Origin of the sequence: Streptomyces sp. XY431, from assembly GCF_001279805.1 — a bacterium.
Classification (GTDB): domain Bacteria; phylum Actinomycetota; class Actinomycetes; order Streptomycetales; family Streptomycetaceae; genus Kitasatospora; species Kitasatospora purpeofusca.
Genome location: NZ_LGDO01000458.1, coordinates 1 through 26,678 on the forward strand (window position 1 = coordinate 1; position 26,678 = coordinate 26,678).

20 protein-coding genes and 1 pseudogene are annotated in these 26,678 nt (G+C 74.8%); 13 read left to right on the forward strand and 8 right to left on the reverse strand.

The window, feature by feature from the left end; all coding sequences use genetic code 11:
* Positions 1-166, forward strand: a pseudogene (locus tag ADK60_RS43920) (glycosyltransferase); the annotation flags it as partial.
* Between the two features lie 119 nt (positions 167-285).
* A complete protein-coding gene (locus ADK60_RS29160) occupies positions 286-1,032 on the forward strand; it encodes an SAM-dependent methyltransferase (RefSeq protein ID WP_053649876.1) in 747 nt (248 codons plus the stop codon).
* Positions 1,033-1,052: 20 nt separating this feature from the next.
* Here ADK60_RS29160 and ADK60_RS29165 read toward each other — a convergent pair whose 3' ends face one another.
* The 6 genes from ADK60_RS29165 to ADK60_RS29190 form a co-directional block, all read right to left on the reverse strand.
* Entirely contained in the window at positions 1,053-1,928 is an 876-nt protein-coding gene (locus ADK60_RS29165) for an alpha/beta fold hydrolase (RefSeq protein WP_045942761.1), read from the reverse strand.
* Positions 1,929-2,003: 75 nt separating this feature from the next.
* Positions 2,004-3,203, reverse strand: a complete 1,200-nt coding sequence (locus ADK60_RS29170) for a glycosyltransferase family 4 protein (protein ID WP_053649878.1) — start codon at positions 3,201-3,203, stop codon at positions 2,004-2,006.
* Positions 3,204-3,206: 3 nt separating this feature from the next.
* Positions 3,207-4,406, reverse strand: a complete 1,200-nt coding sequence (locus tag ADK60_RS29175) for an ABC transporter ATP-binding protein (RefSeq protein ID WP_045942762.1) — start codon at positions 4,404-4,406, stop codon at positions 3,207-3,209.
* On the reverse strand, positions 4,396-5,304 hold the full coding sequence (locus ADK60_RS29180; RefSeq protein WP_045942765.1) for an ABC transporter permease: 909 nt from the start codon (positions 5,302-5,304) through the stop codon (positions 4,396-4,398). The genes ADK60_RS29175 and ADK60_RS29180 overlap by 11 nt, the downstream gene beginning before the upstream one ends.
* Before the next feature lie 225 nt (positions 5,305-5,529).
* Positions 5,530-6,216 carry a thiol:disulfide interchange protein DsbA/DsbL gene (locus tag ADK60_RS29185; RefSeq protein WP_045942763.1) on the reverse strand — a complete coding sequence of 229 codons (687 nt, stop codon included), beginning with the start codon at positions 6,214-6,216 and terminating at the stop codon, positions 5,530-5,532.
* A 104-nt stretch (positions 6,217-6,320) separates the two neighbouring features.
* Complete coding sequence (locus ADK60_RS29190; RefSeq protein WP_053649880.1) at positions 6,321-7,526, reverse strand: glycosyltransferase family 4 protein; 1,206 nt, start codon at positions 7,524-7,526, stop codon at positions 6,321-6,323.
* Between the two features lie 350 nt (positions 7,527-7,876).
* Between ADK60_RS29190 and ADK60_RS29195 the strand changes: the two genes are divergently transcribed.
* From ADK60_RS29195 to ADK60_RS29240, 10 genes are all read left to right on the forward strand, one after another.
* Positions 7,877-9,007, forward strand: a complete 1,131-nt coding sequence (locus tag ADK60_RS29195) for a glycosyltransferase family 4 protein (protein WP_234371323.1) — start codon at positions 7,877-7,879, stop codon at positions 9,005-9,007.
* 496 nt (positions 9,008-9,503) lie between these two features.
* Complete coding sequence (locus ADK60_RS29200) at positions 9,504-11,402, forward strand: polysaccharide biosynthesis tyrosine autokinase (protein ID WP_053649882.1); 1,899 nt, start codon at positions 9,504-9,506, stop codon at positions 11,400-11,402.
* Complete coding sequence (locus ADK60_RS29205; protein ID WP_079008765.1) at positions 11,399-12,604, forward strand: glycosyltransferase; 1,206 nt, start codon at positions 11,399-11,401, stop codon at positions 12,602-12,604. Before ADK60_RS29200 ends, ADK60_RS29205 begins: the two co-directional genes overlap by 4 nt.
* 110 nt (positions 12,605-12,714) lie before the next feature.
* Complete coding sequence (locus tag ADK60_RS29210; RefSeq protein WP_063783288.1) at positions 12,715-13,788, forward strand: GNAT family N-acetyltransferase; 1,074 nt, start codon at positions 12,715-12,717, stop codon at positions 13,786-13,788.
* Entirely contained in the window at positions 13,788-15,386 is a 1,599-nt protein-coding gene (locus ADK60_RS29215; RefSeq protein ID WP_053649884.1) for a hypothetical protein, read from the forward strand. Before ADK60_RS29210 ends, ADK60_RS29215 begins: the two co-directional genes overlap by 1 nt.
* Positions 15,383-16,576: a DegT/DnrJ/EryC1/StrS family aminotransferase gene (locus ADK60_RS29220; protein ID WP_053649886.1), complete on the forward strand. Its 1,194-nt coding sequence runs from the start codon at positions 15,383-15,385 to the stop codon at positions 16,574-16,576. Before ADK60_RS29215 ends, ADK60_RS29220 begins: the two co-directional genes overlap by 4 nt.
* Positions 16,577-16,714: 138 nt before the next feature.
* Positions 16,715-17,176, forward strand: a complete 462-nt coding sequence (gene mscL, locus ADK60_RS29225) for a large conductance mechanosensitive channel protein MscL (protein WP_045942774.1) — start codon at positions 16,715-16,717, stop codon at positions 17,174-17,176.
* Between the two features lie 558 nt (positions 17,177-17,734).
* Positions 17,735-18,538: a DUF6643 family protein gene (locus tag ADK60_RS48520; protein WP_052709453.1), complete on the forward strand. Its 804-nt coding sequence runs from the start codon at positions 17,735-17,737 to the stop codon at positions 18,536-18,538.
* Between the two features lie 327 nt (positions 18,539-18,865).
* Entirely contained in the window at positions 18,866-19,744 is an 879-nt protein-coding gene (locus ADK60_RS29235) for an MOSC domain-containing protein (protein WP_053649888.1), read from the forward strand.
* A gap of 488 nt (positions 19,745-20,232) precedes the next feature.
* Positions 20,233-22,632, forward strand: a complete 2,400-nt coding sequence (locus tag ADK60_RS29240) for a right-handed parallel beta-helix repeat-containing protein (protein ID WP_053649889.1) — start codon at positions 20,233-20,235, stop codon at positions 22,630-22,632.
* Between the two features lie 33 nt (positions 22,633-22,665).
* On the opposite strand, the gene ADK60_RS29245 is transcribed toward ADK60_RS29240, so the two are convergent.
* Positions 22,666-23,772 carry a PLP-dependent cysteine synthase family protein gene (locus tag ADK60_RS29245; protein ID WP_053649891.1) on the reverse strand — a complete coding sequence of 369 codons (1,107 nt, stop codon included), beginning with the start codon at positions 23,770-23,772 and terminating at the stop codon, positions 22,666-22,668.
* Positions 23,773-24,019: 247 nt separating this feature from the next.
* Positions 24,020-25,204 carry an ROK family protein gene (locus ADK60_RS29250; protein WP_053649930.1) on the reverse strand — a complete coding sequence of 395 codons (1,185 nt, stop codon included), beginning with the start codon at positions 25,202-25,204 and terminating at the stop codon, positions 24,020-24,022.
* A gap of 116 nt (positions 25,205-25,320) precedes the next feature.
* Here ADK60_RS29250 and ADK60_RS29255 point away from each other — a divergent pair, with 116 nt between their 5' ends.
* A complete protein-coding gene (locus ADK60_RS29255) occupies positions 25,321-26,598 on the forward strand; it encodes an MFS transporter (RefSeq protein ID WP_053649894.1) in 1,278 nt (425 codons plus the stop codon).
* The last annotated feature ends 80 nt before the right edge of the window (positions 26,599-26,678 follow it).

Here is a 26,678-nt window from a genome sequence, read left to right on the forward strand (position 1 = left end):
GATGACGGGCACCTTCGTCCCGATGCTGCGCTACTACCGGCAGCCGGCGGCGGCCGCGCTGCTGCTGCCGTTCACGGCTGCGCTGTACCTGCTGATGACGGTCGACTCGGCGGTGCAGCACTGGCGCGGCCGGGGTGCCGCCTGGAAGGGCCGGACGTACGGGTAGGGGGCGGACGCCCAAAAGGCGGACGGGCCGAAGGCCGAATGCGGCGAAGGGCAGGCGGGGCGAAGGGCAGGCGGGGCGAAGGCCGGACGGACGGGGGCCGGGTGGGCCACACTGTTCGAATGGACCGTCAGACGATCTCCCGGCTCGCCCACGCCCATCACCCGATCGCCGCGCCGCTCTCCGACGAGGCCGTGGCGACGCTGCTGGAGCGGGCGCTCGGCCCGGAGGAGGAGGGGCGGATCCTCGACCTCGGCTGCGGGCAGGGCGGCTGGCTGCTGCGGGCGCTGGCGGCGCGGCCGCGCCGGCGGGCGGTCGGGGTGGACCTGGACGCGGGCGCGCTGACCCGGGCCCGGGAATCGGCGGAGGCGGCGGGGGGGCAGCGGCGATTGGGGCTGCACCATCTCGATGCCCGGGAGTTCACCGACCGCGAGCCCTTCGAGCTGGTCCTGAACGTCGGCGCGACGCACGCCTTCGGCGGGCTGCTGCCGACGCTGGCCGCCGCCCGGGAGCATCTGGCGCCGGGCGGCCGGGTACTGGTGGGCGAGGGTTTCTGGGAGCGCGAGCCCTCGTCGGCGGCGCTGGGCGGCCTGGGTGCCGCGCGCGAGGAGTACGCGGACCTGGCCACCACCGTCGACCGGGTGGTGGCGGCCGGGTGGACGCCGGTGTTCGGCCGTGTCAGCAGCCCGGCGGAGTGGGACGACTACGAGTTCTCCTGGACGGGCTCGCTGGCCGCCTGGGCGCTGGACCACCCGGGACACCCGGACGCGGCGGACGCCCGGGCGGCGGCCGATCTGCACCGTGCGGAGTGGCTGCACGGCTACCGGGGGACGCTGGGCTTCGTCACCCTCCTGCTGCGCCGGGACTGACCCGGCGGGACGGACGCCCCTCAGGGCTTGAGGCGGGCGAGGAAGTCGTCGATCAGCGGGGCGATCTCAGGCAGCTTCTCCTCCAGCGCGAAGTGCCCGGTGTCGAACACGTGGAGTTCGGCGTCGGGCAGGTCGCGCAGGAAGGCGCGGGCGCCGGGCTCGGTGAAGAACAGGTCGTTGCGGCCCCAGACCACCAGGGCCGGCGGCCGGTGGGTGCGCAGCCAGTCCTGCCAGACGGGGTAGAGCTCGACGTTGCTGTGGTAGTCGAGGGCGAGTTCGACCTGGATGTCCTTGCGGCCGGGCAGGTCGAGGTGGTGCTGGTCGAGGGTCCAGCCGTCGGGGGCGACCAGTGAGGGGTCGCCGGTACCGCCCTCGTACTGGGCCCGGGTGATCTCCTCGACCAGGATGGCGCGGGCGCGTTCCGCGGCACCCTCGACGCCGGGGCGGTTGGCGATGAACTCCCGGGCCTGCGCGGAGAGTCCCTCCTCGTAGGCGTTGCCGTTCTGGACGATCAGGCCGGTGATCCACTCGGGGTGGCGGGTGGCGAGCCGCAGACCGACGGGGGCGCCGAAGTCGAAGACGTAGAGGGCGAAGCGGTCGAGGCCGAGGGCCAGGCAGAAGCCCTCGACGACATCGGCCAGGGTGTCGAAGCGGTAACGGAAGGCCTCGGGTGCGGGGCTGTCGCTGTGGCCGAAGCCGGGGTAGTCGGGGGCGATCAGCCGGTAGCGGGTGCCGAGTGCGTCGAAGAGCCGCCGGAACTGGTGGGAGGCGGACGGGAATCCGTGCAGCAGCAGGAGCACGGGGGCGTCGGCCGGCCCGGTCTCCCGGTAGAAGATGCGCAGGCCGTCGACGTCGACGTGGCGGTGGTGGATGTGCGGGATCGTCAGCTCGCTCATGCTAACCATTAAACACCTGAGTACCGGTTAGAGGAAGAGCCGATCAGGAGAGAACCGATCAGGAGAGAACCGACGTCACCGCCCCAGCAGCCGCAGGGCGGTCGGCTTGGTGAACTCGTACCTGGTCATCTGCTCCAGGTCCTTCAGCCAGCCGACCACGCGGCCCGGCCGGGCGAGCACCCGGGCGTAGAGCTCCTCGAAGGCGCCGGTGACGCTCTCCAGCGAGAACCGGCCGACCACCCACTCCCGCCCCCAGGCGCCCAGTTCGGCCCGGCGCACCGGATCGTCGAGCAGTCCCCGCAGCTGGGCGGCCAGCGCCTCGGGCGCCCGCGAGCCGTCCCCGAAGCCGTACATGCAGCGCGAGGCGTGCGGTTCCACCAGCGGCCCCGGCTCGTGCACGGCGGTGTACCCGGCCGCGCCGTGCACCACCACCGGCTTGCCGAAGGCGAGTCCGCGCAGGGCGGAGCCGCCCATGCCGAGGACGATGTCGGCGCCCTGGTAGGCGGGGCGCGGGTCGGCGAGCTGGCCCGGAACCAGCACCGCCGGGCGGCCGAGGGCCTCGTTGGCGGCGGCGGCGCGGGCCCGCAGCGGCTCCAGACTGGGGCCGGTGCCGACGATCACCAGCCGGACCCGGGGGTCGTCCAGCTGCCGGACGGCGTCCACGGTGAGCTCCGCGCCGGCGTCCTTCTCCAGCGCGGGGACCAGCCGGGTGACGATGGCCAGCAGCAACTCCTCCTCCCCGATGCCGTGCTGGCGGCGGAACGCGGCGCCGTCGACCAGGCCGGGGGCGTCCGTGGCGGTGTTCACCGGCGGTTCGATCAGGCTGACGTCCCGGTGGCCGAAGGCCCGGCCGTCGCCCAGCAGCGCGCCGAGGCCCAGCACCAGCGGCTGGTGCCGGGGCAGGCCGCGCAGCATCCGGATCCCGTAGAAGGTGGTCACCACCGGGATCCGGCCGTAACGGCCGGGCCCGAAGTAGGAGTTGCGGGCCGCCCTGACCTCCCAGGCGTGCAGCAGCTGGCTGCCGTGCTCGGCGGCCAGCCGGCCCAGCCGGCGCCGGACCTCGGAGTGCGGGGTGTCGGGGCCGCCCGCCACCACCACGTCCAGGCCGTGGCCGGCCGCGACCTCGACCAACGGGGCCGGACCGTCCACCCCTTGGGCGAACAGCACCGGGTCGTGGCCCCGGTCGCGCAGGGTGCGGGCGATGTCGACGGCGTTCAACTGGGCGCCGCCCAGGGCCAGATTGTTGAGATGGACGAGCACCCGGACCGATCTCACGCCTCACTCCTCCCAGTGGTGCGGGACGAACACCGGCGCGGCCAGCACGACGGCACGCGGCGGGGAGTCCAGCATGGGCCCGAACACGTCGAACTGGCCCACCGAGTGCCAGCTCATCAGCGTGCCGCCGTCGGTCCGGCCGATGCTGTAGACGCCGGCCCAGAGCGTGTACCGGCCGCGCGGCAGCGGCAGCCGGGGGATCACGCAGGAGACCTGGCGGTCCCCGCCGGTGAGCCGGATCTCGTGGCTGATCTGGAAGATCGGGCTGGAGGTGCCCTCGCTGACGCCCAGGTGCAGGGTCGCGTCGCCCCGGTACTCGCCGCCCAGGGTGAGCTCGACGGTCATCGGCTCGTCGGTGGTGAGGCTGTCCCGGTCCTCGCCGCGCACCTCGTGCTTGAGCAGCTGGAGCGGCTCGCCGGTGCGCCCGCCGGCCTCGGACTGCGCCTCGATCGAGTCGCGGTAGCCGGCCATCGCGTCCTTGATCCCGGCGTCCACCCGGATCGATCCCTGCTCCAGCCAGATGCCGCGCCGGCAGATGGACTCCACCGCGGGCAGGTCGTGCGAGACGAAGACGATGGTGGTGCCCTGTTCGGCGACCTCGCGCATCCGGTCCAGGCAGCGCTGCTGGAACACCGCGTCACCGACCGCCAGCACCTCGTCCACCAGCAGCACATGCGGCTCCAGATAGGCGGCGACGGCGAAGCCGAGGCGCATCTGCATGCCCGAGGAGTAGAACTTCACCTGCCGGTCGATGGCGCCGCCGAGCCGGGCGAACTCCACGATGTCGTCGAAGCGGGTGGCCACCTCGCGCCGGCGCAGGCCGAGCAGTGCGCCGAACAGGTAGATGTTCTCCCGGCCGGTCAGGTCCGGGTGGATGCCGGCCCGGATCTCGATCAGCGCGCCGATCCGGCCGCGCACGTCGATCACCCCGCCGTACGGGTACATCACCCGGGTCAGCATCTTCAGCAGGGTGGACTTGCCGGAGCCGTTGGAGCCGATCAGGCCGACCGACTCGCCGGGCTCGATGTGCATCGAGATGTCGCGCAGCGCCCAGCGCCAGTCCTCGCCCTTCTCGCCGCGCAGCCGGCGGGCCAGCGAGTCGACCTTGTCGCGCAGCAGCATCCGCTGCTGGTCGGCCTTGAAGCGCTTCCACACCTGGTCGGTGCGGATGGTCCCGAGCGGGAGGGTCTGGCTAGGCGACATCGGCGATCCCCGTCTCCAGCTTCTTGAACAGCAGGTAGCCGCCGACCAGGAACACCACCGAGGAGACCGCGGCGATCGTGGTGAGCGCGGCGTCCGGCGCCCGCCCGTACAGCAGGGCGTTGCGGTAGCCCTCGATCACGGCGCCGAGCGGGTTGACGCCGACGTACAGCTCCTGGAGCCGCTCCGGGATCTGGGCCAGCGGGTAGGCGACGGGGGTGGCGAACACTCCCATCTGGGTGATGATCGGCAGCAGGTGGCGGACGTCGCGCAGGTACACCACGGCCACCGAGAGCACGAGGGCGATGCCGTAGGTGAAGGCGAACTGGATGCCCAGCAGCGGCACCACCCAGAGGAAGGTCACGGCGGGGGCGGTCCAGAAGACCAGGAAGAGCAGGCCGAGCACCGCGGTGCCGATCAGCATGTCGACGGTGGCGACCAGCATCGTGGCGAGCGGGAACACCTCGCGCGGGCAGTACACCTTGTTCAGCAGGCTGAGGTTGTTGGCGAGGCTCAGCGCACCCTGGTTCATGGTGTTGCTGAAGAACTGCCAGACGATCAGGCCGACATAGGCGAACAGCGGGTACGCGGCGCCCTCGGTCTCGACGTGCACGGCACGGCGGAAGACCAGGGTGAAGATGGCGCACAGCGCGAGCGGGGTGAGCACCGCCCAGGCGAAGCCGAGCACCGCCTGCTTGTACCGGGCGCGCAGGTCGCGCTCGGCGAGCGCGCGGACGAGTTCGCGGGCGCCCCACAGTTCGCGGGCCACCTGGGCCGGGCGGAGCCCGCGTTTGAAGATCAGCTCGGGCGGCGGCCCGTCGGCGGCCGACGGGCGTCGCCCCGGGGCCTGCGTTGTCTGGCTGTCGCGCTCGTCGACGAGCTGCGCGCGTTGTCCCCCCACGGACACCTGCCCTCTCCGGTACCGGCGGTATCGAGAAGTGGGCCCGTCACCAAGGCTGTTGACGCCGTCACGGTGCGGCCCGGCCCCACTCTGGCACAGAGTGTGGCCGCCGGGGGTCGGTTCGGTGAAGGTGATCGGCCCCACCTCGGCCGACGACCGAAAAGGGGCGGGCCGGTCGCGGTGCGACCGGCCCGCCCGTCGGAGGTCGGGAGGGGTGGCGTGACGTCAGTACAGCTTGTGGGCGCGCGGGTGGCGCTGCTGGTCCTGGGTGACGAGGTGGTCCATCACCTCGGGCATCGCCTCGACCCCGCCGGCGTTGGTCGGCGAGGTGCGGTACTCGCCCTGCACCACCACGGTCGGCAGCTCGTTGATGCCGTAGCGGACGAACAGCGCGGCCGCCTCGTCGACGGCCCGCAGGGTGTCCTCGGAGCGGTAGGCCTCGCGGAAGGCCTGCTGGTCGACGCCCTGGCGCAGGGCCCAGTCGGTGGCGGTGTCCTCGGTGGTGACGTCCTGCTCGTTGCTGTGGACCGCGCGGAAGGCGGCGGCCTGCAGCCGCTCGACCAGGCCGAGACGCTCCAGCGTGTAGTAGAGGCGGGCGTGGCCGCGCTGGGCGGTCTCCTCGCGGCTGCCCTGCCAGATGGCCGGGACGCGGCGCAGGTCGACGTCGGCGCGGTGCCGCTCGGTCCAGGCCTGGAGCGGCTGTTCGAGCTGCTGGGAGTGCCCGCAGTCGTACCAGAAGAACTCGATCGCCTCGGTGCGGGCGCTCTCGCGCACCGGCTGCGGGTGGTCGAGGCGGACGTACTGGGCGCCCTCACTGGGCGGCTGGTGGGTGACGGCGCCGGCCTGGACGGGGGATGCGGCGATCCCGGCGGCGACGGCGAGCAGCAGGGTGGTTCGAAGGATCGACTTCACACGGGGCAGTGTGGCGGTGACGGAACGTCATCGGCCAGGTCGTCCCGGTGCGTCGGGCCGGGATTCGCCCGATCGGCGCACCCGGCCCGGCGCACCGGGACGCGTCAGCCGCGTCCGCCGTCCGGGCCCGCCTTCGCCGCACCGTCCGGGCCGTCCTTCGCCGCAGGCCCGGCGGGTCCGGCGGGTCCGGCCGCGCCGCCGCGTCCGCAGACCTCGCCGAACAGCCGCTGCCAGGCGTCGGCCACCACGTCGAGCTCGCAGTGGGCGAGCGCGTGCGCCCGGGCCGCGGCGCCGAGTCCGGCCCGGTCGCCGGCCAGCACCTTGGCCAGCGCCTCGGCGAGGGCCGGCGGGTCGCCGGGGGCGACCAGCGCGCCGGTGACGCCGTCCCGGACCACCGAGCCGACCCAGCCGACGTCCGTGGCCACGGCCGGCAGGCCGGCCAGCGCCGCCTCGATCAGCACCCCGGGCACACCCTCGCTGTCGCTGCTGAGCAGGACGGCGTCGGCGGCCCGGTAGAGCGGCGCCGGGTCGGCGAGGGTGCCCAGGAAGTGGGCCCGGGCGGCGGCGGGATGTCGCTCCAGGGCGGAGCGCTGCGGGCCGTCGCCGGCGACCGCGAGGCGGACGTCCGGGAGCCGGCCGAGGGCGTCGAGGGCGAGGTCCAGGCGCTTCTCGGGGGCGATCGCGCCGAGCCAGGCCACCAGCAGGCCGTCCGAGGGCAGGCCGAGCGCCTGCCGGGCGGCGCGGCGGTCGGCCTCGTCGGCGGCCGGCGGGTAGCGGTCGGCGGCACGGGCGTTGGGGATGGTGCGGACCCGGCCGGCGGGCAGCCGGAAGCGTTCGACGAGCAGTTCGCCGGCCTCGTCGGCGAGGGCGGTGACGGCGGCGGCGCGGTGCAGCAGGGCGCCGGTGCGCAGCCGGCGGACCGGTCCCGCGGTCCAGTGCCGGGGGTCGCCGATGGAGACGTAGACGAACGGGGTGCTGGTGCCGGCGAGGGCGAGGGCGCAGGCCGGGAGGGTGGAGGAGCCGTGGGCGACCACGAGGTCGGCGGTGCGGGCGGCGGTGCGCAGGGCGGCGAGGGTGCGCGGGTGGAGCCGGCCGGGGCCGAGCACCGCGGTGGCGCGGGTGTCGGGGGCGTCCGGGTGGGCGTCGGGGTGCGGGGCGAGGGCGCGCAGTGCGGAGGCCTGGCCCCGGCGGCGCAGTTCGCGGTGCAGGTCGCGGGCGAGGTTCTGGGCGCCGCGACGGCGTGGATCGGTGATGAGGTGAAGGATGCGGGGGCGGGTTCCGGCCGTCCTGACCGGTGTCGCTTCGGGCATGGCAACGACCTTGGCACAGCGCCCCGTCAGGGACGACCCCTTCGCGCAACCCGGCGGTGGTCCGTAGGTCGGCGTACGGCCTCCGGGAGGGCGCCGGTCGGAAGCCGTCGTGCGCCCCACCCGGGGTGCACGCGCCCCCGTTCCGCGCCGTCGACCGCCCCCTGACCGTTCGCCGGCGTCCGGTCCGCGGCACCCGGCCTGCGGCGCACCCGCCCCCGCGCCGGTCTGACCGAACCGCTGGCGGGTGCCGACCGCGACCTGCGATGCTGAGCGGCAGTCAGGGCGCCCTCCCGGCACGGGAGACCGGGGGCGCCCAGGAGGGCGGGGGTTGGCCTGTGCATGTGCTCTATGTGATCGACAGCGTGAGCCGGGTCGGCGGGGCCGAGCAGGGCCTGGTGGCGATGACCCCCCAGCTGGTACGGGCCGGGGTGAAGCTCGACGTCGCGTACCTCAAGGACTCGCCCGGCGGTTTCCAGCCCGAGCTCACCTCGGCCGGGGCCGATGTGTTCGGGGTCGGCCGGCCCACCCGGGGCGGCACCGTCGCCGCACTGCACCGGCTGGTCCGCGAGCGGCGGCCCGACCTCGTGCACACCACGCTCTACGAGTCGGACGTGCTGGGCCGGGCGGCCGCCCTGGCGGCCCGCACCCCGGTGGTGACCAGCCTGGTCAACGCGGCGTACGGGCCGGAGCACCGCAACGCGCGCGGGCTGAACCCGTGGAAGGTGCGGGCCGCGCAGGCGGTGGACGCCACCACCGCGCAGGGCACCCGGCGCTTCCACGCGCTGACCAGGTACGTGGCCGGGGCGATGGCCCGGCGGCTGCGGGTGCCGTCGCAGCGGATCGACGTGGTGCCGCGCGGGCGTGACCCGGAGCTGCTCGGCTCGGTGACGCCGGACCGGCGGGCCGCCGTCCGGACGGCGCTGGAGCTGCCGCAGGACGTGCCGGTGGTGCTGGCCGCGGCCCGGCAGCAGTACCAGAAGGGCCTGGACGTCCTGCTGGAGGCCTGGCCCGAGGTGCTGCGGGCGGAGCCGGAGGCGGTGCTGCTGCTGGCCGGCAGCGAGGGCGGCGAGAGCGAGCGGCTGCGGGCGCTGGCCGCGGCGACCGGCGGGGTGCGGTTCCTCGGGCCGCGCGACGACGTGTTCGACCTGATGGCGGCCTCGGACGCGTTCGCGGTGCCGTCCCGCTGGGAGGGGCTCGGCAGCGCGGCGATGGAGGCGATGGGCGTCGGGGTGCCGCTGGTGGCCGCCGATGTGCCGGCCCTGCGGGAGACGGTCGGGTCCGAGGACTACGCCCGGCTGGTGCCGCCGGAGCGCCCGGCCGCGCTGGCGGCGGCGCTCGTCGACACCCTGGAGGACCGGGCCTCGGCGCGGGTGCGGGCGAAGGCGGCGCGGGCCCGGTTCCTGACCTCGTTCACGCTGCACCAGGTGTCGGCGCAGATGGTGGGGTTCTACGAGCGCTCGCTGCGGCTGCGGACGGTCTGAGCCCGTCCGGGGCCCGGGCACTCCGGGGGCCGGACCCGTCGGCGGTGCGCGCCCGGCCCGGGTGCGGGGACGCAAACCGGCCGAGTGCGGGGACGCACACACGCCGACGGCCCGTTCTGTCCGGATCCGGGCGGGTCGGCGGCCGGTGTACGCGATCTCCCGGGCCAGTATCGCCAAAGCGGTTGCGCCGCACGTCGGGGCTCGGGAAGCATCGCAAGGGGATCCGGCGGGGGCGGCGGTCGGCGTGCGGCGCACGCGATGCACCACCGGGCCGGACCACGCCGTGGGGAGTACGTCGTTCAGGACGTTGTCCGCGAGTCGTCAGGGGGGCGGGTTGCGACATCAGCCGAGGGATTCCACCGTGCCCGCGAGGGTGTGCCGGTCACGCCCCGGGGCGTGACCCGACCAGCGGTACCCGGACCCGCCGCCCTCCCGGACCGGGAGGCGACGGGCGCTGACAGCACCACCGCACCACGAACGCGAGGGGATCCAACCGGTGGAACCGGCAAACCACTTCACCGTCCTGCGGCGCTACTGGCGACTGCTCGTCGGCTGCACGCTCGCCGCGCTGGTCGTCGGCTGGCTGCTGACCCCGACCGGTGACACGGTGGACAACGCCAAATGGAAGTGCAAGGTCGCGATCACCCCGGTCGCCGGCGCCGGCGACACCGTCCGGGCCGACCAGGTGCTCTCCTACGCCCAGGGCGCGGACGTCGCCGCGGCCGCCGCGAAACAGCTCGGCATCACCGACGCCTCCGAGGTGATCGCCCGCCGCACCGTCACCGCCGACAGCCCCCAGATGCTGACCATCGCCACCACCGGCCCCACCGGGCAGTCCTGCTCCGACCTGGCCACCGCCTACTCGGCCGCGATCATCAAGGGCTACAGCGACGAGTCGGCCCGCAGTACCGCGGAGACGATCAAGAAGCTGCAGGCCCAGGCGGAAGCCCAGCAGCAGCAGCTGAACGAGATCCAGGCCCAGTACAACCGCTCCTCCCCCGCCGACCAGCCCAAGCTCCAACCCAAGCTGACCGCCGCCAACACCTCGCTGACCACCACCCTCACCACGATCAGCAAGCTGGCCAACAGCGCCCAGACCGACGCCATCCAGCAGTGGGGCAGCATCGACGCCCGCCAGGGCACCAGCAACCTGCTCTCCTCCCCCAGCCGCAGCGTGCGGCTGGGCCTGGCGGTGTTCCTCGGCCTCGCGCTCGGTGTGGTCGCGGCACTCATGCTCAGCCGGATGGACACCCGGCTGCGCAGCCGCAACGCGGTCGAGGAGGCCTTCAACCTGCCGGTGATCGGCGAAGTGCCGCACCTGTCCCGCCGGCAGCGCCGGGTGCGCGAACCGCTGGTGCGCGCCCGGCCGTCCGACCCGGCCGCCGAGGCCTACCGCTCGCTGCGCTCCACCCTGCTGCTGACCGGCCCGGACACCCTGGCCCGGCCGGCCGGCGGTGACGACCGGGACCCGAAGCGGGCCGTCCCGCGCCCGCTCACCGAGCCGGCGCCGGTGGTCCTGGTCGCCTCCGGCGGCAGCCGCGACGGCCGGACCATCACCATCGCCAACCTGGCCGCCGCGCTCGCCGAGACCGGCCGCGGCGTCCTCGTCCTGGACTGCGACTTCCGCCACCCGCAGCTGCACACCCACCTCGGCGTGGGCGACGGACCCGGGATGGCCGAACTGCTCAGCGGTGAGCGGCTCGACGAACTGGAGGACCTGATCCGGCCGACCAATGTCGCCGGGGTCTCGCTGATCACCGGCGGCAACACCACCGCGTACCCGGCGGCGCTGGTGCTGCGGGCCGGCGATGTGCTGCGGCGGGTCCGGCCGCACGCGGACGTCGTCCTGATCGACACCTCCCCGCTGCTGCACGCCAACGACGCCTACGACCTGGTGCAGCACGCGGACGCCGTGCTGGTCACCGTGCGCAGCGGCAATGTCACCCCGGAACAGGCCGACCGGGTGGCCGAGTTGCTCTCCCGGACCGGGGTGCCGGTGGCGGGCGTGGCCCTGCTCGGTACCTACGGCCCCTCCGGTCGGCGGCGGCGCGGGCCCGCGGGCGGCACCGGGGGGTCCGGACCGGCCGGGCGGGGCGGGCCGCAGCCGCAGGCGGCGCTGCCGCGCCAGTCCGGGCCGACGCCGGAGCGGACGTCCGTTCCCGGGCCGGAACGGGCCGCCGAACCGTCCGGGGAGCGCGGCGGCGGACGGACCACCCCCAGCTGGGCGCGGCGCGCGTCCGGGGAGAACGGCGGCAGCCCGGGCAGCGCAGGTCCGAACGGCACCGGTGCGAACAGCGCAGGTCCGCACGGCACCGGTGCTGGCAGCGCCAACGGCCACGGGCACGGCGGCGACCAGGGCGAACCGGCCCTGCTGCGCGAGGCGGAGGAGCGATGAGCGGGCCACTGGACGAGCCGCCGCGGGCAGAGCCGGCGCCGGAACGGGTGCCGGAGCCCGGGCCGGCGGACGCCCCCGTGCGGGTGCTGTGGCTGGCCAAGGGCCTCGGCCGCGGCGGCGCCGAGCAGCTGCTGCTCAACTGCGCCCGCCACGCCGACCGTTCGCGCTACCGGATCGAGGTCGCCTACGTCCTGCCGTGGAAGGACGCGCTCGCCCCGGCGCTCACCGAGGCCGGGGTGACCGTGCACTGCCTGGGCGGCGTCCCCGGCACCCCGGGCCGGGCCGATCCGCGCTGGCCGCTGCGGCTGCGCCGACTGCTCGCCGAGCGCCGGTACCACCTGGTGCACACCCACATGCCGGTACCGGCCGCCGCCGCCCGGCTGCTCGCCCCCACCCTGACCGGCCCCGGGCCGCGCCTGGTGCACACCGAGCACAACGTCTGGGAGCGCTACCGCCCGGCCACCCGCTGGGCCAACGCGCTCACCTACCGGCGCAACGACGCGGTGATCGCCGTCTCGCACGCCGTCGCCCGGACCGTCCCGCCGGGACGGCGCCGCCCCGGCGAGTGGGTCACCGTGGTGCACCACGGCCCCGACCTGGCCGGGGCCGCCGCAGGACCGGCCGCCCGGGCCGCCGCCCGCGCCGAACTCGGCCTGCCGACCGAGGCGTTCGTCGTCGGCACGGTCGGCAACCTGACCCCGAAGAAGGACCAGGCCACCCTGCTCGCCGCCCACGCGGACCTGCTGCGCCGCCACCCCCTGGCCCGGCTGGTGCTGATCGGCGCCGGACCACTGGAGGGGCAACTCCGCGCCCGGGCCGCCGAACTGGGCATTGCCGACGCCGTCCTGATGACCGGGTCGCGCCCCGACGTGCCGCAACTGCTGCCCGCACTGGACGTGTTCACCCTGAGCTCCCGTCAGGAGGGCCTGCCGGTCGCCCTGATGGAGGCGATGACCAGCGGACTGCCGTCGGTGGTCACCCGGGTCGGCGGCATGCCCGAGGTGCTGGACGACGGCGAGCAGGGCTACCTCGTCCCGCCCGGCGACCCGTCCGCGCTGGCCGACGCGTTCGCCCGGCTGGCCGAGGAACCCGAGCTGCGCACCAGGCTCGCGACCGCCGCCCGGGAGCGCTCCGAGCGCTTCGACGTGGCGGGCGCCCAGCGCGCCGTCGAGGCGGTGTACGCGCGGATCCTGCGGCACTGAGCGGACAGCCCCACCCGGAGAACCCCGGAGCGCCGGCGTTTCCCCCTTGACCCGACCGAGTTGCCCCCCGAGCTGACCCCCCGACCACCGATGGGAGAGCGAGTCCGGACGTGAGCGCCCTGCCCGCCCCCGCCGAGCTGACCTTCCGCCCGCCGGCCGAGCCCGACCTCCCCGCCGTGCTCGACCTGCTCACCGCCTCCCTGGCGGGTGGACCCACCGGCACCCGCACCGCCGAGTTCTTCGCCTGGAAGCACCTCCGCAATCCCTTCGGCGCCAGCCCCGGGCTGGTCGCCGAGACCGCCGACGGCCGGCTGGCCGGGGTCCGCCTCTTCCTGCGCTGGCAGTGGCGGGCGGGCGGCGCGGACGGCCGCCCGGTCAACGCCGTCCGGCCCGTGGACACCGCCACCCACCCCGACTTCCAGGGCCGCGGCATCTTCCGCCGGCTCACCCTGGACCTGCTCGACCAGGTCGCCGGGGACACCGAGCTGGTGTTCAACACACCCAACGGCAACAGCCTGCCCGGCTACCGGAAGATGGGCTGGCAGGAGCTGGGCCGGGTACCGATCGCGGTCCGCGCCGTCCGCCCGGCCGCCTTCGCCCGGGGCGCGCGCGCCGCCCTCGCCCGCCGTCCGGCCGCCGCACCGACCGGCCCCCCGGACTGCCGACTGCCCACCGCCCGGGCCTGGTTGGCCGATCCGGCGGTGACCGGCGCGCACGGCCCGCTGGCCGAACTGCTGCGCGAACGCGCCGCCGCCGACGCCGCCGACCACCGGCTCGCCGTCCACCGCACCCCGGAGTTCCTGCGCTGGCGGTACGGCGAGGCCCCCGGCCTGGACTACCGGGTGCTCACCGTGCACCGCGGCGAGGAACTGACCGGCCTGGCCGTCGGCCGGCCCCGACGGCGCGGCCCGCTGGCCGAGTTCACCCTCGCCGACCTGGTGGTCCGCCCCGGCGACCGGGACAGTGCCGTCCGGCTGCTGCGCGCCGCCGCCCGCGAGTCCGGCTGCGACCACGTCGCCACCCACCTCTCCCCCGGCACCGAGGCCGCCGACGCGGCGCTGCGGGCCGGCTACCTGCGGGCCCCGCGCACCGGGATGACCCTCGCCGCCCGCACCCCGGCCGGCGCCACCCCGCTCACCCTGGCCGACTGGCGGTTCAGCCTCGGCGACCTGGAGGTGTTCTGATGGCGGCGGCGCCCGGGGGACCGGGCCCGGCGGGCGCCGCGACGGCGGTGCTCCGGCGCGTCCCCTGGCCGTCCGCCCTCGCCGCCGCCCTGGTCACCGGCTACGTCACGCTCTTCGTACTCGCCTCGGCGCACACCTCGTACGACACCTGGGGCGCGCTGCTGATCCTCCCGGCGCTGATGGCGATCGGCACCCCGCTGCTGGCCCGGATCGCGGCCGCCAACCCCGAACGGGACGTCTTCCGGCTGCTGCTGCTGGCGATGACCGCCAAACTGCTCTGCGCCTTCCCCCGCTACCTGATGGCCTTCGTGCTGTACGGGGGCGCGGCCGACGCCAAGATGTACCACCAGAAGGGCAGCGAGCTCGCCGCCTACCTGGACCAGGCCGACCTGCTCGGCGGCGTCCACTACGACCTGGGCATGAAGGTCGCCGGCACCGGCTTCGTCATCATCGTCACCGGCATCGTGTACGCGATCACCGGCCCCTCGCTGATCGGCGGCTTCCTGGTCTTCTCCTGGCTGGGCTTCTGGGGCCTGCTGCTGTTCTGGCGGGCGCTGCAGATCGCCTTCCCGGAGGCGGACACCCGCAAGTACGCCAAGCTGGTCTTCTTCCTGCCCTCGCTGCTGTTCTGGCCGTCCAGCATCGGCAAGGACGCCTGGATGATGTTCTGTCTGGGCCTCACCACCTACGGCACGGCGCGGCTGCTGGACCGCCGGTTCGGCGCCTTCTTCTGCATCGCGCTGGGCTCGGTGGGCACCGCGATGGTCCGCCCGCACGTCACCGCGCTGGCCGGGGCCGGGCTGATGGTGGCGTACGTGCTGCGCCGCCGTCCGCAGCAGGTCAGCGCACTGGGGCCGCTGCGCACCATCCTGACCGCCGTGGTGCTGGGCGCGATGGCGGTGCTGATGCTCCAGCAGGTCTCGACCTTCTTCGGCACCGACGGGACCGGCGGCGACGCCGTCAACCAGGTGCTCTCGGAGACCTCCAGACGTACCAGCCAGGGCAATTCGATGATCAACGCGACCGCGCCCGAGGACGCCTCGCCCCAGTTCAGCCTCAATCCGGCGGGGCTGCCGGTCGCGGTGATCAGCGTGCTGTTCCGGCCGTTCCCGTTCGAGGCGTCCAACATCCAGAACCTGATCCAGTCGGTGGAGTGCTTCGCGCTGCTGGTGATGTTCGTCCGGGCCTGGCCCCGGCTGTCCCGGCTGCCCCGGCTGTTCGTGCAGCGCTCGTACGTGGCCTTCGCCGCCGTCTACACGCTGCTGTTCTGCTGGGCCTTCTCGACCATCAACAACATGGGCATCCTGTCCCGCGAACGGGTCCAGGTACTGCCGCTCGCCCTGGTGCTGCTGGTCGTCCCGGCCGCCACCGCGAGCCGGGGGAGGACCTCGGCCCGCCGGCCACCACCGGTCTGGCGGGTCTCGCCCGGGCAGTGGGGCGCCCGGCGGACGCCCGAGCCACCGGGGGGCCCGGCGGCAGCACCAGCGGTCCGGGTCACCGTCCCACCGTCCTCCACCACCGCACCGTCCTCCACCGCACCGCCGTTCATCGTGTCACCGTCACCGTCAACGTCCCAGGGGGGATCGACCGCGCCATGACCACCGACACCCTTGCCCTGCCCGCCGCCCTCGGCGGCACTCCCGCCTTCCCCGACGGGCTGCCGCTCACCCGGGTCCAGGTGCCCGACCGCGCCGCGCTGCTGGAGCGGCTCGGCACCGTGCTCGACAGCGGACAGCTCACCAACGGCCGCACCGTCGCCGAACTCGAGGAGGCCGCGGCCGCGCTGCTGGAGGTGCCGCACGTGGTGGCGGTCTCCAACTGCACGACCGGACTGATGCTGGTGCTCCAGGCCGCCGAGGTGGACGGCGGACGCGCGGTGGTGATGCCCGGATTCACCTTCTCCGCCACCGCGCACGCCGCGCACTGGGCCGGCGGCACCCCGGTGTTCGCCGAGGCCCGCGAGCGGGACATCACCCTCGACCCGGAGGACGCCGCCGCCCGGCTGGCCGCCGCCGACCGCCCGGCCGCGCTCATGGCCACCCACGTCTACGGCACGCCCTGCCAGGTCGAGCGCCTCCAGGAGGTCGCCGACGCCGCCGGGGTGCCGCTGGTGTACGACTCCGCGCACGGCTTCGGCAGCCGCCGCAAGGGGGTGCCGATCGGCAACTTCGGCTACGCCGAGGTGTTCTCGATGAGCCCCACCAAGGTCGCGGTGGCCGGCGAGGGCGGCCTGGTCGCCACCCGGGACGCCGCGCTCGCCCGGCGGCTGCGCACCGCCCGCGACTACGGCAACCCCGGCGACTACGACACGCTGTTCCCCGGCCTGAACGCCCGGATGAGCGAACTGCACGCCGCCGTCGGCCTCAACTGGCTGGCCGGACTGCCCGAACGGGTGGCCCACCGGGGCGCACTGGTGGCCGAGTTCGCCGCCGTCACGGCCGGCCTCCCTGGGCTGCGACTCGCCCTGCCGGAGGAGGGCGACACCTCCACCTTCAAGGACCTCACGCTGATCCTGGACGCCGCCGCGTTCGGCCTCGACTCGCGTCAACTCGCCGACGCCCTGCAGGCGGAGGGGATCGACTCGCGGCGCTACTTCCACCCGCCGGTGCAGCGCCAGCGGGCCTACGCCCACCTCGGCCAGGCCGAGGCGCTGCCGCTCACCGACCGGCTCGCCGACTCGGTGCTCACCGTGCCGCTGTGGTCCCAGATGGACGCGCCGACGGTGCGCCGGATCGCCGAGGCGGTGGCCCGGATCCAGCCGTACGCGGAGCGTCTGCGCTCCGCCTGAGCCGACCGCACCGGACCGCGTCGCCGTTACGCGGATCGGGTGAACGCGGTTGGACCGCGGGTACTCCCGGTCGGCAGGATGTCCGGCCGGGGCCCGTGGTCCCATCCCACCTTCCCCCGTACGGATTTGGAGTTCCCGGTGCTCAAGGGATTCCGCAGCTTCCTGCTGCGTGGAAACGTCGTCGACCTGGCGGTCGGCATCGTGATCGGCGCGGCCTTCACGGCCGTGGTCACCGGGTTCGTGACGGCCTTCCTCACGCCGCTGATCGGGGTCGCGACCGGTGCGGTCGGCGACTTCACCCTGAAGACCTTCGAGGTGGCCGGCACCCGGTTCCCGTACGGCGTCTTCATCAACGCGCTGATCAGCTTCCTGCTGGTCGCCGCGGTGATCTACTTCATCGTGGTGGTGCCGGTCGGCAAGCTCCAGGCGCGGCTCGACGGGGACAAGCCGGCGCCGGTCGCCAAGGCGGACTGCCCGGAGTGCCTGAGCAAGATCCCGGTCGCGGCGGTGCGCTGCTCGTTCTGCACCTCCGAGGTGGCCGGTCTGCCGGGCTTCCCCGCCCAGAACGGCAGCGCTCCCCGGCCGGCCCCGGTGCACTGAGCGGACGCGGACGACAGCCCGGTGGCGGTTCGGTGGCCACCGGGCGACGGTCCGAAGGCGGTCCGAAGGCGTTCCGGCGGCGATCCGGCGGCAGGTCGGGACCAGGTCGGCGGCAGGTCGCGGCAAGTCGGGGGCGTTCCAGTGGCGTTCAGCGGCTCCGACCGGCCGCGAGCGGCCCCGGGCGGCCCGGACCCGGCCCCTCCCCTGTCCGGACAAACCCCGCGAAAGCTCTGATGGGGACTTTATCCCCGAAACATTCACGAGCCCCCACCGCGCCGTCGGCGGGGGCTCGAATGCGCCGGTACACGCCCTGCCCGCAGAAGTTTCTTCGACAGTCCCCGAACCGTCCACCGCCCCGTCACCGCACGGGGCTTCGGTGGCCGCGTCCGGCCCCCGTTCGAGCCTCCGGAGCGGGCGGCGGGTGGCCTGAAGTCATCGCCAATTTGTCCGTTCTTACTACTTTCGAAACCTTTGTTCGAGCGAAGCTTGTGTAAACACTCGAACTGCTCCGCCTCCCAGTCTCCTCAGTAGGCTCGTTGTGGGCTTACCGTATGCCCCATGACCTCGCCCCGCTCCTACGACGGAGTCGGCTACCCCTCTCCGTCCTTCTCCTCCGGCACGCCCATCTACGACAGCCTCGTCGCAGAGCGCGGTGTCCCCCAGATCGCGCCCATCAATGTGCCGGCCGCCCTGCCGCCGGCCCTGTCGACCGGTTACGGATCCGGCCTCCCCGGCCAGTCCTACGAGAACCGGTACGGCTCCGGGTACGACAGTCCCGGTGGCAACCTCCCCGCCCTGCCGCCGGCCCGCCTCGCCCTGGGCCCCGGCCCGAGCAGCACCCCCTCCGGTCCGGCCACCACGTACATCCCGGCGCAGCCCGCCCCCGCGTACGCCGCCGCGCCCCAGCCGGCGGTCCCCGGGTACGGCGCTCCGCAGCCCTACCTGCCGGGCCAGCGCCCGCAGGCCCCGACCCCGGGCTTCACCCAGGCCTCCACCGGCGGGTACCAGCCCTCCGGCGGCCAGAGCTTCGGCGGCCAGAACACCTTCGTCGGCGGCAACGGCGGACAGCAGACCTTCGGCGCGCAGCCGGCCGGTCCGCACGGCGCGGCCGGCCAGCCCCAGGGCGGCCCGCAGTCCTTCGGCGGTCAGCAGTCGTTCGGCGGCCAGCAGGGCTTCGGCGGCCAGGGCGGCCACCAGGGCGGCTTCGGCGGCTCGGCCGACCAGTCCTTCGGCGGCGCCCAGCTGCGTCCGGCCGTCACCCCGGTCGCCCCGGTCCGCCCGATGCAGCCGCAGCGGCCCGGCCCGTACGGCGAGCACGGCCAGTACCAGCAGGGCTACCAGCCGCAGGCGCAGGGCTACTGACACCACCCCGGACCGGACCCCCACCCGGCCCGGACCCGCACCACCTGAGCACCACCCGGCGCGCACCGAACGACGCCGGGCGTACGGAGAACGGGTCATCCACGGACCGCCCGGAACGCCGCCCCACCCAGGCGTTCCGGGCGGTCCGTGCGCGTTCGGGCAGCGTGTCGGGGCAGCCTGTCGCGGCACCGCCCCCGGCGTCTTCCGGCCGCACGGGTCCGGTCACGGTCCGACCGCGCGATCCGGCTGCGCGGACCGGACCGCAGGTCCGCGAACGACGCCGGACTCACCTGCGGCCGGTTCGAGCGGGGCTGGCAGGATGGAGGGATGCAGCTCACCGGACTCCACGTCTACCCCGTCAAGTCCATGTACCGCCTGAGCCCCGAGAGCGCCCGCGTCGAACCGTGGGGCCTGGCCGGCGACCGCCGCTGGATGCTCGCCGACGCCAACGGCCGCTTCGTCAGCCAACGCGAGAACCCGGCCCTCGGCCAGGTCCGCACCGAGCTCACCGCCGCCGGCTCCCTGGTGCTCACCACGCCCGGCGGTTCCCGCGCCGAGATCCCCGCCCCCTCGGTCGCGGTCGGCGACCAGCTCGCCGACGTCGAGGTCTGGGGCACCCGCTTCCACGCCGCCGAGGCCGGGAAGGAGGCCCAGCTGTGGATCGCCGAGCAGCTCGGCGACTACCGGCTGGTGCACCTGGACGACCCGCGCGCCCGGCCCGTCGACCCGGACTTCTCCTCGCCGGGCGACACCGTCTCGATGGCCGACGGCTTCCCGCTGCTGCTCACCACCACCGCCTCGCTGGCCGAGCTCAACGCCCTGATCGCCGAGGCGCAGCCGGACGGCCACGAGACCCTGCCGATGGAGCGGTTCCGCCCCAATGTGGTGGTCTCCGGCAGCGACGCCTGGGCCGAGGACGGCTGGCGCCGGATCCGGATCGGCGGACTGACCTTCCGGGTGGTCAAGCCGTGCGGGCGCTGCGTGGTCACCACCACCGACCAGGAGAGCGGCGAGCGGCGCGGCCCGGAGCCGCTGCGCACCCTGGCCCGGCACCACCGGCTGCTGAAGAAGGCCGCGTTCGGGCAGAACCTGATTCCGGAGCGGCCGGCGGGCGTCGAGGGCGATGCGCTGGGCACGCTGCGACTCGGTGACGAGGTCGAGGTACTGGAGGGCGGCATGGAGTGGCCGTCCGACCGGGTGCTCTGACCGACGGGCTGCACTGACCGACCGGCTGCTCTGACCGACCGGCTGTTCTGACCGACCGGCCCGCCCGGCCGCCGCTCACGGCGGTCGGGTGCGGCGGCCGGGGCCAGCGGCCGGGGTCGGCCGGGCGCTCCCGGCGCACGGGGCCGGCGCCCACGCGCCGGTTCCCGCGCGCGTTTCCCGCGCCCGGGGCTCCCCGCCGGCCCCACAACCGCTGCTCCGCCACCGGCGCCCCACCGGCCCCCGGCCGGTTCCGCACCCGCGTCCCGGAACCGGAACTGTGCGCACTCGTTGAAGCATGTGGTGAACCCGCGACGGCGCCCGGCCCCGCCCGCCACCGGGCGGCACCGAACGGGCGGGAGCATCCGTGCGGGCGCGCTACGGTGGGCGGACGACCCGCGCACCCCGTGCGCCGCGTCCGGGCGAACGGCGCCCGCGTGCGTCCGGTCCGCAGATCGCCGGCTCGATGAAGGTGGGGACAACAAACCGTCATGGCTGAGCACAGGGTCCGGGTCACCCAGGACAGCGCATCCCGCTGGCGGCGCCGCGCCGGCGAGTACGACACGCTCACCGAGGCCCTGGCGGCCGCCGAACCCGGCGACACGGTGACCGTGCGGTCGGGCACCTTCCGGGAGAACGTGGTCGTGGACAAGGCGGTCACGATCGTCCCCGCCCAGGGCCCCGGCACCGTCCGGATCGACCCTCCCGGCGGCGTCCCGCTCACCGTGACGGCCTCGGCCACCGTCCGGGACCTGGTGATCGAGGGCAGCGACCGGTCCTCCCCCGCCGTGCTGGTGTCCGGCGCGGACGCGTCCCCCTCCTTCACCGGCCTGCGGGTCGAGACCCGCTCCGCCGCCGGGGTCGAGATCACCGACGGCGCCCGGCCGACCCTCAAGGGCTGTGTGGTGGCCAATCCGGACGGACTCGGACTGCGGCTGCGCGGCCCCGGCACCGCGGCGGCGTTCGAGGACTGCGAGGTGTCCGCCGCCGGCCAGGCCGGGCTCGCCGTGCTCGGCGGCGCGACCGTCGCACTGGAGCGCTGCCGGGTGCACCACGCGACCGGCGCGGGCGTCCTGCTCTCCGACCCGGGCAGCGCCGCCGAGTTGACCGGCTGCGAGATCTACGAGATCCGCGGCAGCGGGGTGCAGGCCGAGGCCCAGGCCGCCGGGCGGCTGGTCGACTGCGACATCCACCGGGTCACCGGCAACGGCCTCACCCTCGACGGCGAGGCCGAACTCGTCCTGACCGGCTGCCGGGTGCACGACCTGCCGGAGAACGCGGCCGACCTGCGCGGCCGGGCCCGGCTCAGCCTCGCCCACTCCACGGTGCGGGACTTCGGGCGCGGCGCGCTCTCGGTCTGGGACCAGGGCACCGAGGCGAGCGCCGAGTCCTGCGAGATCCACGGCTCGAACGGCGAGTACCCGGCGCTGTGGGTCAGCGACGGCGCCCGGCTCGCCCTCACCGACTGCGCCCTGCACGACCTGCCGGACGCCCTGTTCGTACTGGACCGCGACTCCGCCGCCGTCGCCGAGGGCTGCTCGTTCAGCCGGATCCGCAGCTCGGCGGTGTCGGTCAGCGGTGGCGCCACGGTGACGCTCAGCGGCTGCCGGGTGCAGGAGGCGGGCACCGGGCTGTGGTTCCGCGACCACGGCAGCGGCGGCCTGCTGACCAAGTGCGAGATCTCCGACGTGGCGACCGGAGTGATCGTCACCAAGGGCGCCGACCCGGTGTTCCGGGACTGCACGGTCCGGGCCGGCTCGGACGCCGGCGTCTACGTCTCCGCCCAGGGCCGGGGCACCTTCGAGGACTGCCGGGTCTCGCACGGCAAGGGCTTCGGCTTCCACATCATCGACGGCTGCCGCACGGTGCTGACGCGCTGCCGGGCCGAGCAGAACGAGCGGGCCGGCTTCGAATTCTCCGAGCCCGGCCCGGTGGTGGAGGGCTGCACCTCGGACGATGTGGCGGCGCTGCCGTCGCCGGCCACCGAGATCCCCGGGCCGCGCGTCCAACTCGCCACTGCCGCAGGATCCTTGGCCTCCGCCGCGCCCGCGGTGATCGGGCCGATCCCGGACTGCCGGCCCGCCGACGAGGCGCTGGCCGAACTCGACGGGCTGGTCGGCCTGGCCACCGTCAAGCAGGAGGTCCGGACCCTGATCGACCTCATCTCGGTCGGCCGGCGGCGCCGGCAGGCCGGCCTCAAGGCTCCCTCGCTCCGCCGCCACCTGGTCTTCACCGGCGCCCCCGGCACCGGCAAGACCACGGTGGCACGGCTCTACGGCGAGATCCTCGCCTCGCTCGGGGTGCTCCAGCGCGGGCACCTGGTCGAGGTGGCCCGGGTGGACCTGGTCGGCGAGCACATCGGCTCTACCGCGATCCGCACCGCCGCCGCCTTCGACCGGGCCCGCGGCGGGGTGCTCTTCATCGACGAGGCGTACGCGCTCGCACCCGAGGACGGCGCCCGCGACTTCGGCCGGGAGGCGATCGACACCCTGGTGAAGCTGATGGAGGACCACCGGGACGAGGTGGTGGTCATCGTGGCCGGCTACACCACCGAGATGGAGCGGTTCCTGTCCGCCAACCCCGGGGTCTCCTCCCGCTTCTCCCGGACCGTCACCTTCCCCGACTACTCGGCCGAGGAGCTGCTGGAGATCGCCCGCGCCCAGTGCGCCGAGCACGAGTACGCGCTGGCCGACGCCACCGCACTGGCGCTGCTGGAGCACTTCGCCGGCATCGAGCGCGGTCCCGCCTTCGGCAACGGCCGGACCGCCCGCCAGGTCTTCGAGACCATGGTGGAGCGGCACGCCATGCGGGTTGCGCAGCTCGACGACCCGTCCACCGAGGACCTCCAACTGCTCGTCCCCACCGACCTTCCCGCGCCCCGACTGCCGTAGCGCGGGAGGGCGGTGGGGGACGGCCGCCGCCGGTCAGCCCGTCCAGGCGCCGCCGGCCAGGAAGGCTTCCAGCCCGGCCCGGTAGGGCGCGATGTCGATGCGCTCCCCCGCCAGCCACTCGTCCGCGTAGTACTTGTCGAGGTAGCGGTCGCCCGGGTCGCAGAGCAGGGTGACCACGCTGCCGCGCTCCCCCGCCGACCGCATCTCGGCGACGATCCGCAGCGCGCTCCACAGCCCGGTCCCGGTGGACGCGCCCGCCTTCCGGCCGAGCACCCCGTCCAGCACCCGGACGGCGGCGATCGAGGCGGCGTCCGGGACCTTCATCATCCGGTCGATCGCCCCGGGCACGAAGCTCGGCTCCATCCGGGGCCGTCCGATCCCCTCGATCCGCGAGCCCCGGTCGCACACGGCGTCCGGGTCCTCCCGCACCCAGCCGTCGAAGAAACAGGAGTTCTCCGGGTCCGCGACGCAGATCCGGGTGTCGTACTGCATGTAGTGGACGTAGCGGGCGATGGTCGCCGAGGTGCCGCCGGTGCCGGCGGTGGCCACGATCCAGGCCGGCTCGGGGTGCGGCTCCAGGCGCAGCTGGGCGAAGACCGACTCGGCGATGTTGTTGTTGCCGCGCCAGTCGGTGGCCCGCTCGGCATAGGTGAACTGGTCCATGTAGTGGCCGCCGGTCTCCTCGGCGAGCCGGGCCGAGGCCTCGTAGACCTCGTCGGGCCGGTCCACCAGGTGGCACTCGCCGCCGTGGAACTCGATCAGGTCGATCTTGGCCTGGCTGGTGGACTTGGCCATCACCGCGATGAACGGCACCCCGACCAGCTGGGCGAAGTACGCCTCGGAGACGGCGGTGGAGCCGCTGGACGCCTCGATGACCGGCTTGCCGGGGCGGATCCAGCCGTTGCAGAGCCCGTAGAGGAAGAGCGAGCGCGCCAGCCGGTGCTTGAGCGAGCCGGTGGGGTGGGTGGACTCGTCCTTGAGGTAGAGGTCGATGCCCCACTCGGCGGGCAGCGGGAAGCGCAGCAGGTGGGTGTCGGCCGAGCGGTTCGCGTCCGCGTGGACCTTGCGGACCGCCTCCTTGAGCCAGCTCCGGTACTCCGGGTCGGTACGGTCGACGTCGACGGTCGGTTCGGTCCCCATGGCCTGCCACTCTCCTCGTGCGAGTCCTTCGAAGCCCCCCTTCGATGCGCTCACTACGAGTGTACGAGTGTCACGATAAGTGACATTATGCGTAGCCCCAGGCTCCGCTTATCGACGCTTGCCGACCTCTCTTATCGACCCCGCCTGTCGACCCCGCCCGTCGACCCCGCCTGTCGACCCTGCCCGTCGACCCTGCCCGTCGACCCCGCTTGTCGACCCCGCTTGACGGCCCTGCCCCGCCGGGCCGCTATCCGCCCACCCCGCCCACCGACTGCGGGTCGGCCAGGTACGGACGCCACCCCAGCTCCGCCGCGCCGGCCAGCGCGCTGTGCGCCAGCTCGGCACCGACGATCGGCACCCGGCCGCTGCGCCCCCAGAGGCTGCGGTCGGCCACCACCGCCCGCAGCCGGTCCGGCGCGGCCTCCAGGAGGTCGCGGTGCAGCCCGCTGAGCACCACCCGGTCCGGGTTGAGGATGTTGGCGACCCCGGCGAGGCCGAGTCCCAGCCGGTCGATGACGTGCTCCACGGCCGCCCGGGCCCGCTCGTCGACGGCGGCGGCCCGGCAGAGCTCACCGGCCTGGTCGAGCAGCGGCCGCTCCGGGTCCGGCGTCAGACCGGCGGCGGCGAACAGCGCGTCCGGGTCGGTCTCGGAGTTGAGGCAGCCCCGGTTGCCGCACTGGCAGGGGCGGCCCTGCGGATCGACGGTCAGATGGCCGACCTCCAGGGCGAGCCCGGCGCTGCCGGTGTGCAGCCGCCCGTCGATGACCAGCGCGCCGCCGACCCCGCGGTGGCCGGAGGTGACCAGCAGCAGGTGCCGGGCGCCCCGGCCGGCGCCGTGCCGGTACTCGGCGAGGGCGGCCAGGTTGGCATCGTTGGCGATCGAGGTGGGCAGCGGGTCGAGCGCCCTCGGACCGTGGTCGGCGCGCCCCACCTCGACGTCGTAGAGGTCCGCAACGGGGGTGCCGCTGGGCCAGGCGAAGTGCAGCGCGGCCAGTGCCGTGCCGTCCGGCTCGGTGACCGGGTTCGGCAGGGCGAGCGCCGCGCCGAGGCAGCGGCGGTCGGTGGCGCGGGCGAGTTCGGCGCCCGCCTGGGCCACCGCGCGCAGCATCCGCACCGGGTCGGTGGCGGCGGGCAGCGGCAGGTGGACCGGCGGGTCGAGCAGTCCGCCGAGGCCGGCCAGGGTGACGCTCAGCCCGTCGGCGTGGATCTGTCCGGCGACCACCACCGGGCCCGCGGGGTCGATGGCGAGCCGGTGCGAGGGGCGGCCGCGGCCACCGCCGGCCGGGCGGGAGTCGACCGTGATCAGCCCGAGCGCCTCCAGTTCGGCGGTGACGGCACCGGCCGTGGCCCGGGTGACGTCGAGCGCGCGGGTGAGCGCCGAGCGGGTCGGGGTCTGGCCGGTGTGGATCAGCTGGAGCGCCGGACCGAGCAGCGTCCGGCCGCGGTCGGGGGCCGCGCGGCGGTGGGCGTCGCGCTGCGCGTCGAGTTCGGCCCCGGTCCCGGGCTTCGGACTTGAAGGTGAGAGCTGCACGTCCCTATTCTTACTTTGTGCCGCTCCGAAACAAAATTCGTCCCCATGCCCCCGCCGACCGGCCGTCCCCCCAGTCTCGCAGCAACGCCGCCCGATCCCGCACCCTCCCTGCGTCCGCCCTCTCCTCCTGGGGCGGCGCCCGGCTCGCCCTGACCGCCTTCTTCGCCGTCGACGGCCTGCTCTTCGCCGCCTGGGTCGTCCGGATCCCCGACATCCGCAACCAGGTCAGCGCCTCGCACGGGGCGCTCGGCCTCGCCCTGCTCTGCGTGTCGGCGGGCGCCGTGGCCACCATGCCGGTCGTGAGCCGGCTCTGCCTGCGCTACGGCTCCCGGCCGATCACCGTCGCCTCGCTCGCCCTGCTCGCGGTCTCCGTCCCGCTTCCCGCGCACACCCACTCGGTGCCCGCGCTCGGCGGCGTCCTGCTGCTCTTCGGCGCCGGTTACGGCGGTGCGAACGTCGCCATGAACAGCGCCGCCGTCGAGATCGTGAGCGAGCTCGGACGCCCCGTCATGCCCAGCTTCCACGCCGGCTACAGCCTCGGCGGCCTGCTCGGCGCCGGAGCGGGCGGCCTGCTCGCCGGCACCCTGACGGCCGCCCAGTGGCTCGCGGCCGCCGGACTGCTCGGCCTCGCGGTCACCGCCCTCGCGGGTGCCGCCCTGCTCCGCAGCCCCGCGGCGCGACCGGTCGGCACCGCGTCCGCCGCCGCGTCCTCCTCCGGCGGCACCGCGTCCGGCACCGCGTCCGGCAGCGCCTCCGGTGCCGGTCGCGTGCTGGTCCTGCTGCTCGGCCTCACCGCGCTCTGCACCGCGTACGGCGAGGGCGCCATAGCCGACTGGACCACCGTGCACCTGACGGACGACGTCCACGCCGGCGCGCAGGTGGCCGCCGCCGGTTACGTGGCCTACGCGCTCGCCATGACCACCGGGCGGATCGGCGGCACCTGGCTGTCCGTGCGGCTCGGCCAGCACCGGGTGATGCTGCTCGGCGGGTTCACCGCGGCGGCCGGGATGCTGCTGGCCGCGCTCGCCCCGCTGGTCCCGCTGGCCCTGGCCGGGTTCGTGCTGGTCGGGCTCGGCCTGGCCAACCTCTTCCCGCTCGCCATCGCCCAGGCCGGCGCCGCCGGCGGCCCCCGGGGTGTCGCCCTCGCCTCCACGCTCGGGTACGGCGGCATGCTGATCGGCCCGCCGGTGATCGGCTTCCTGGCCGACGCGACCAGCCTGCCGCTCGCCCTCACCACGGTCGCGGCCGCGGCCGTCGTCGCCGCCCTGCTCCCGCTGGCCGTCCGGCGGCACTGAGCGGCACCGAGCCGCCCTGAGGCCGCGCCGGGTCCGCACCGGGTCCGCACCGGGTCCGCGCCGGGAGGCTCCCCCACGCC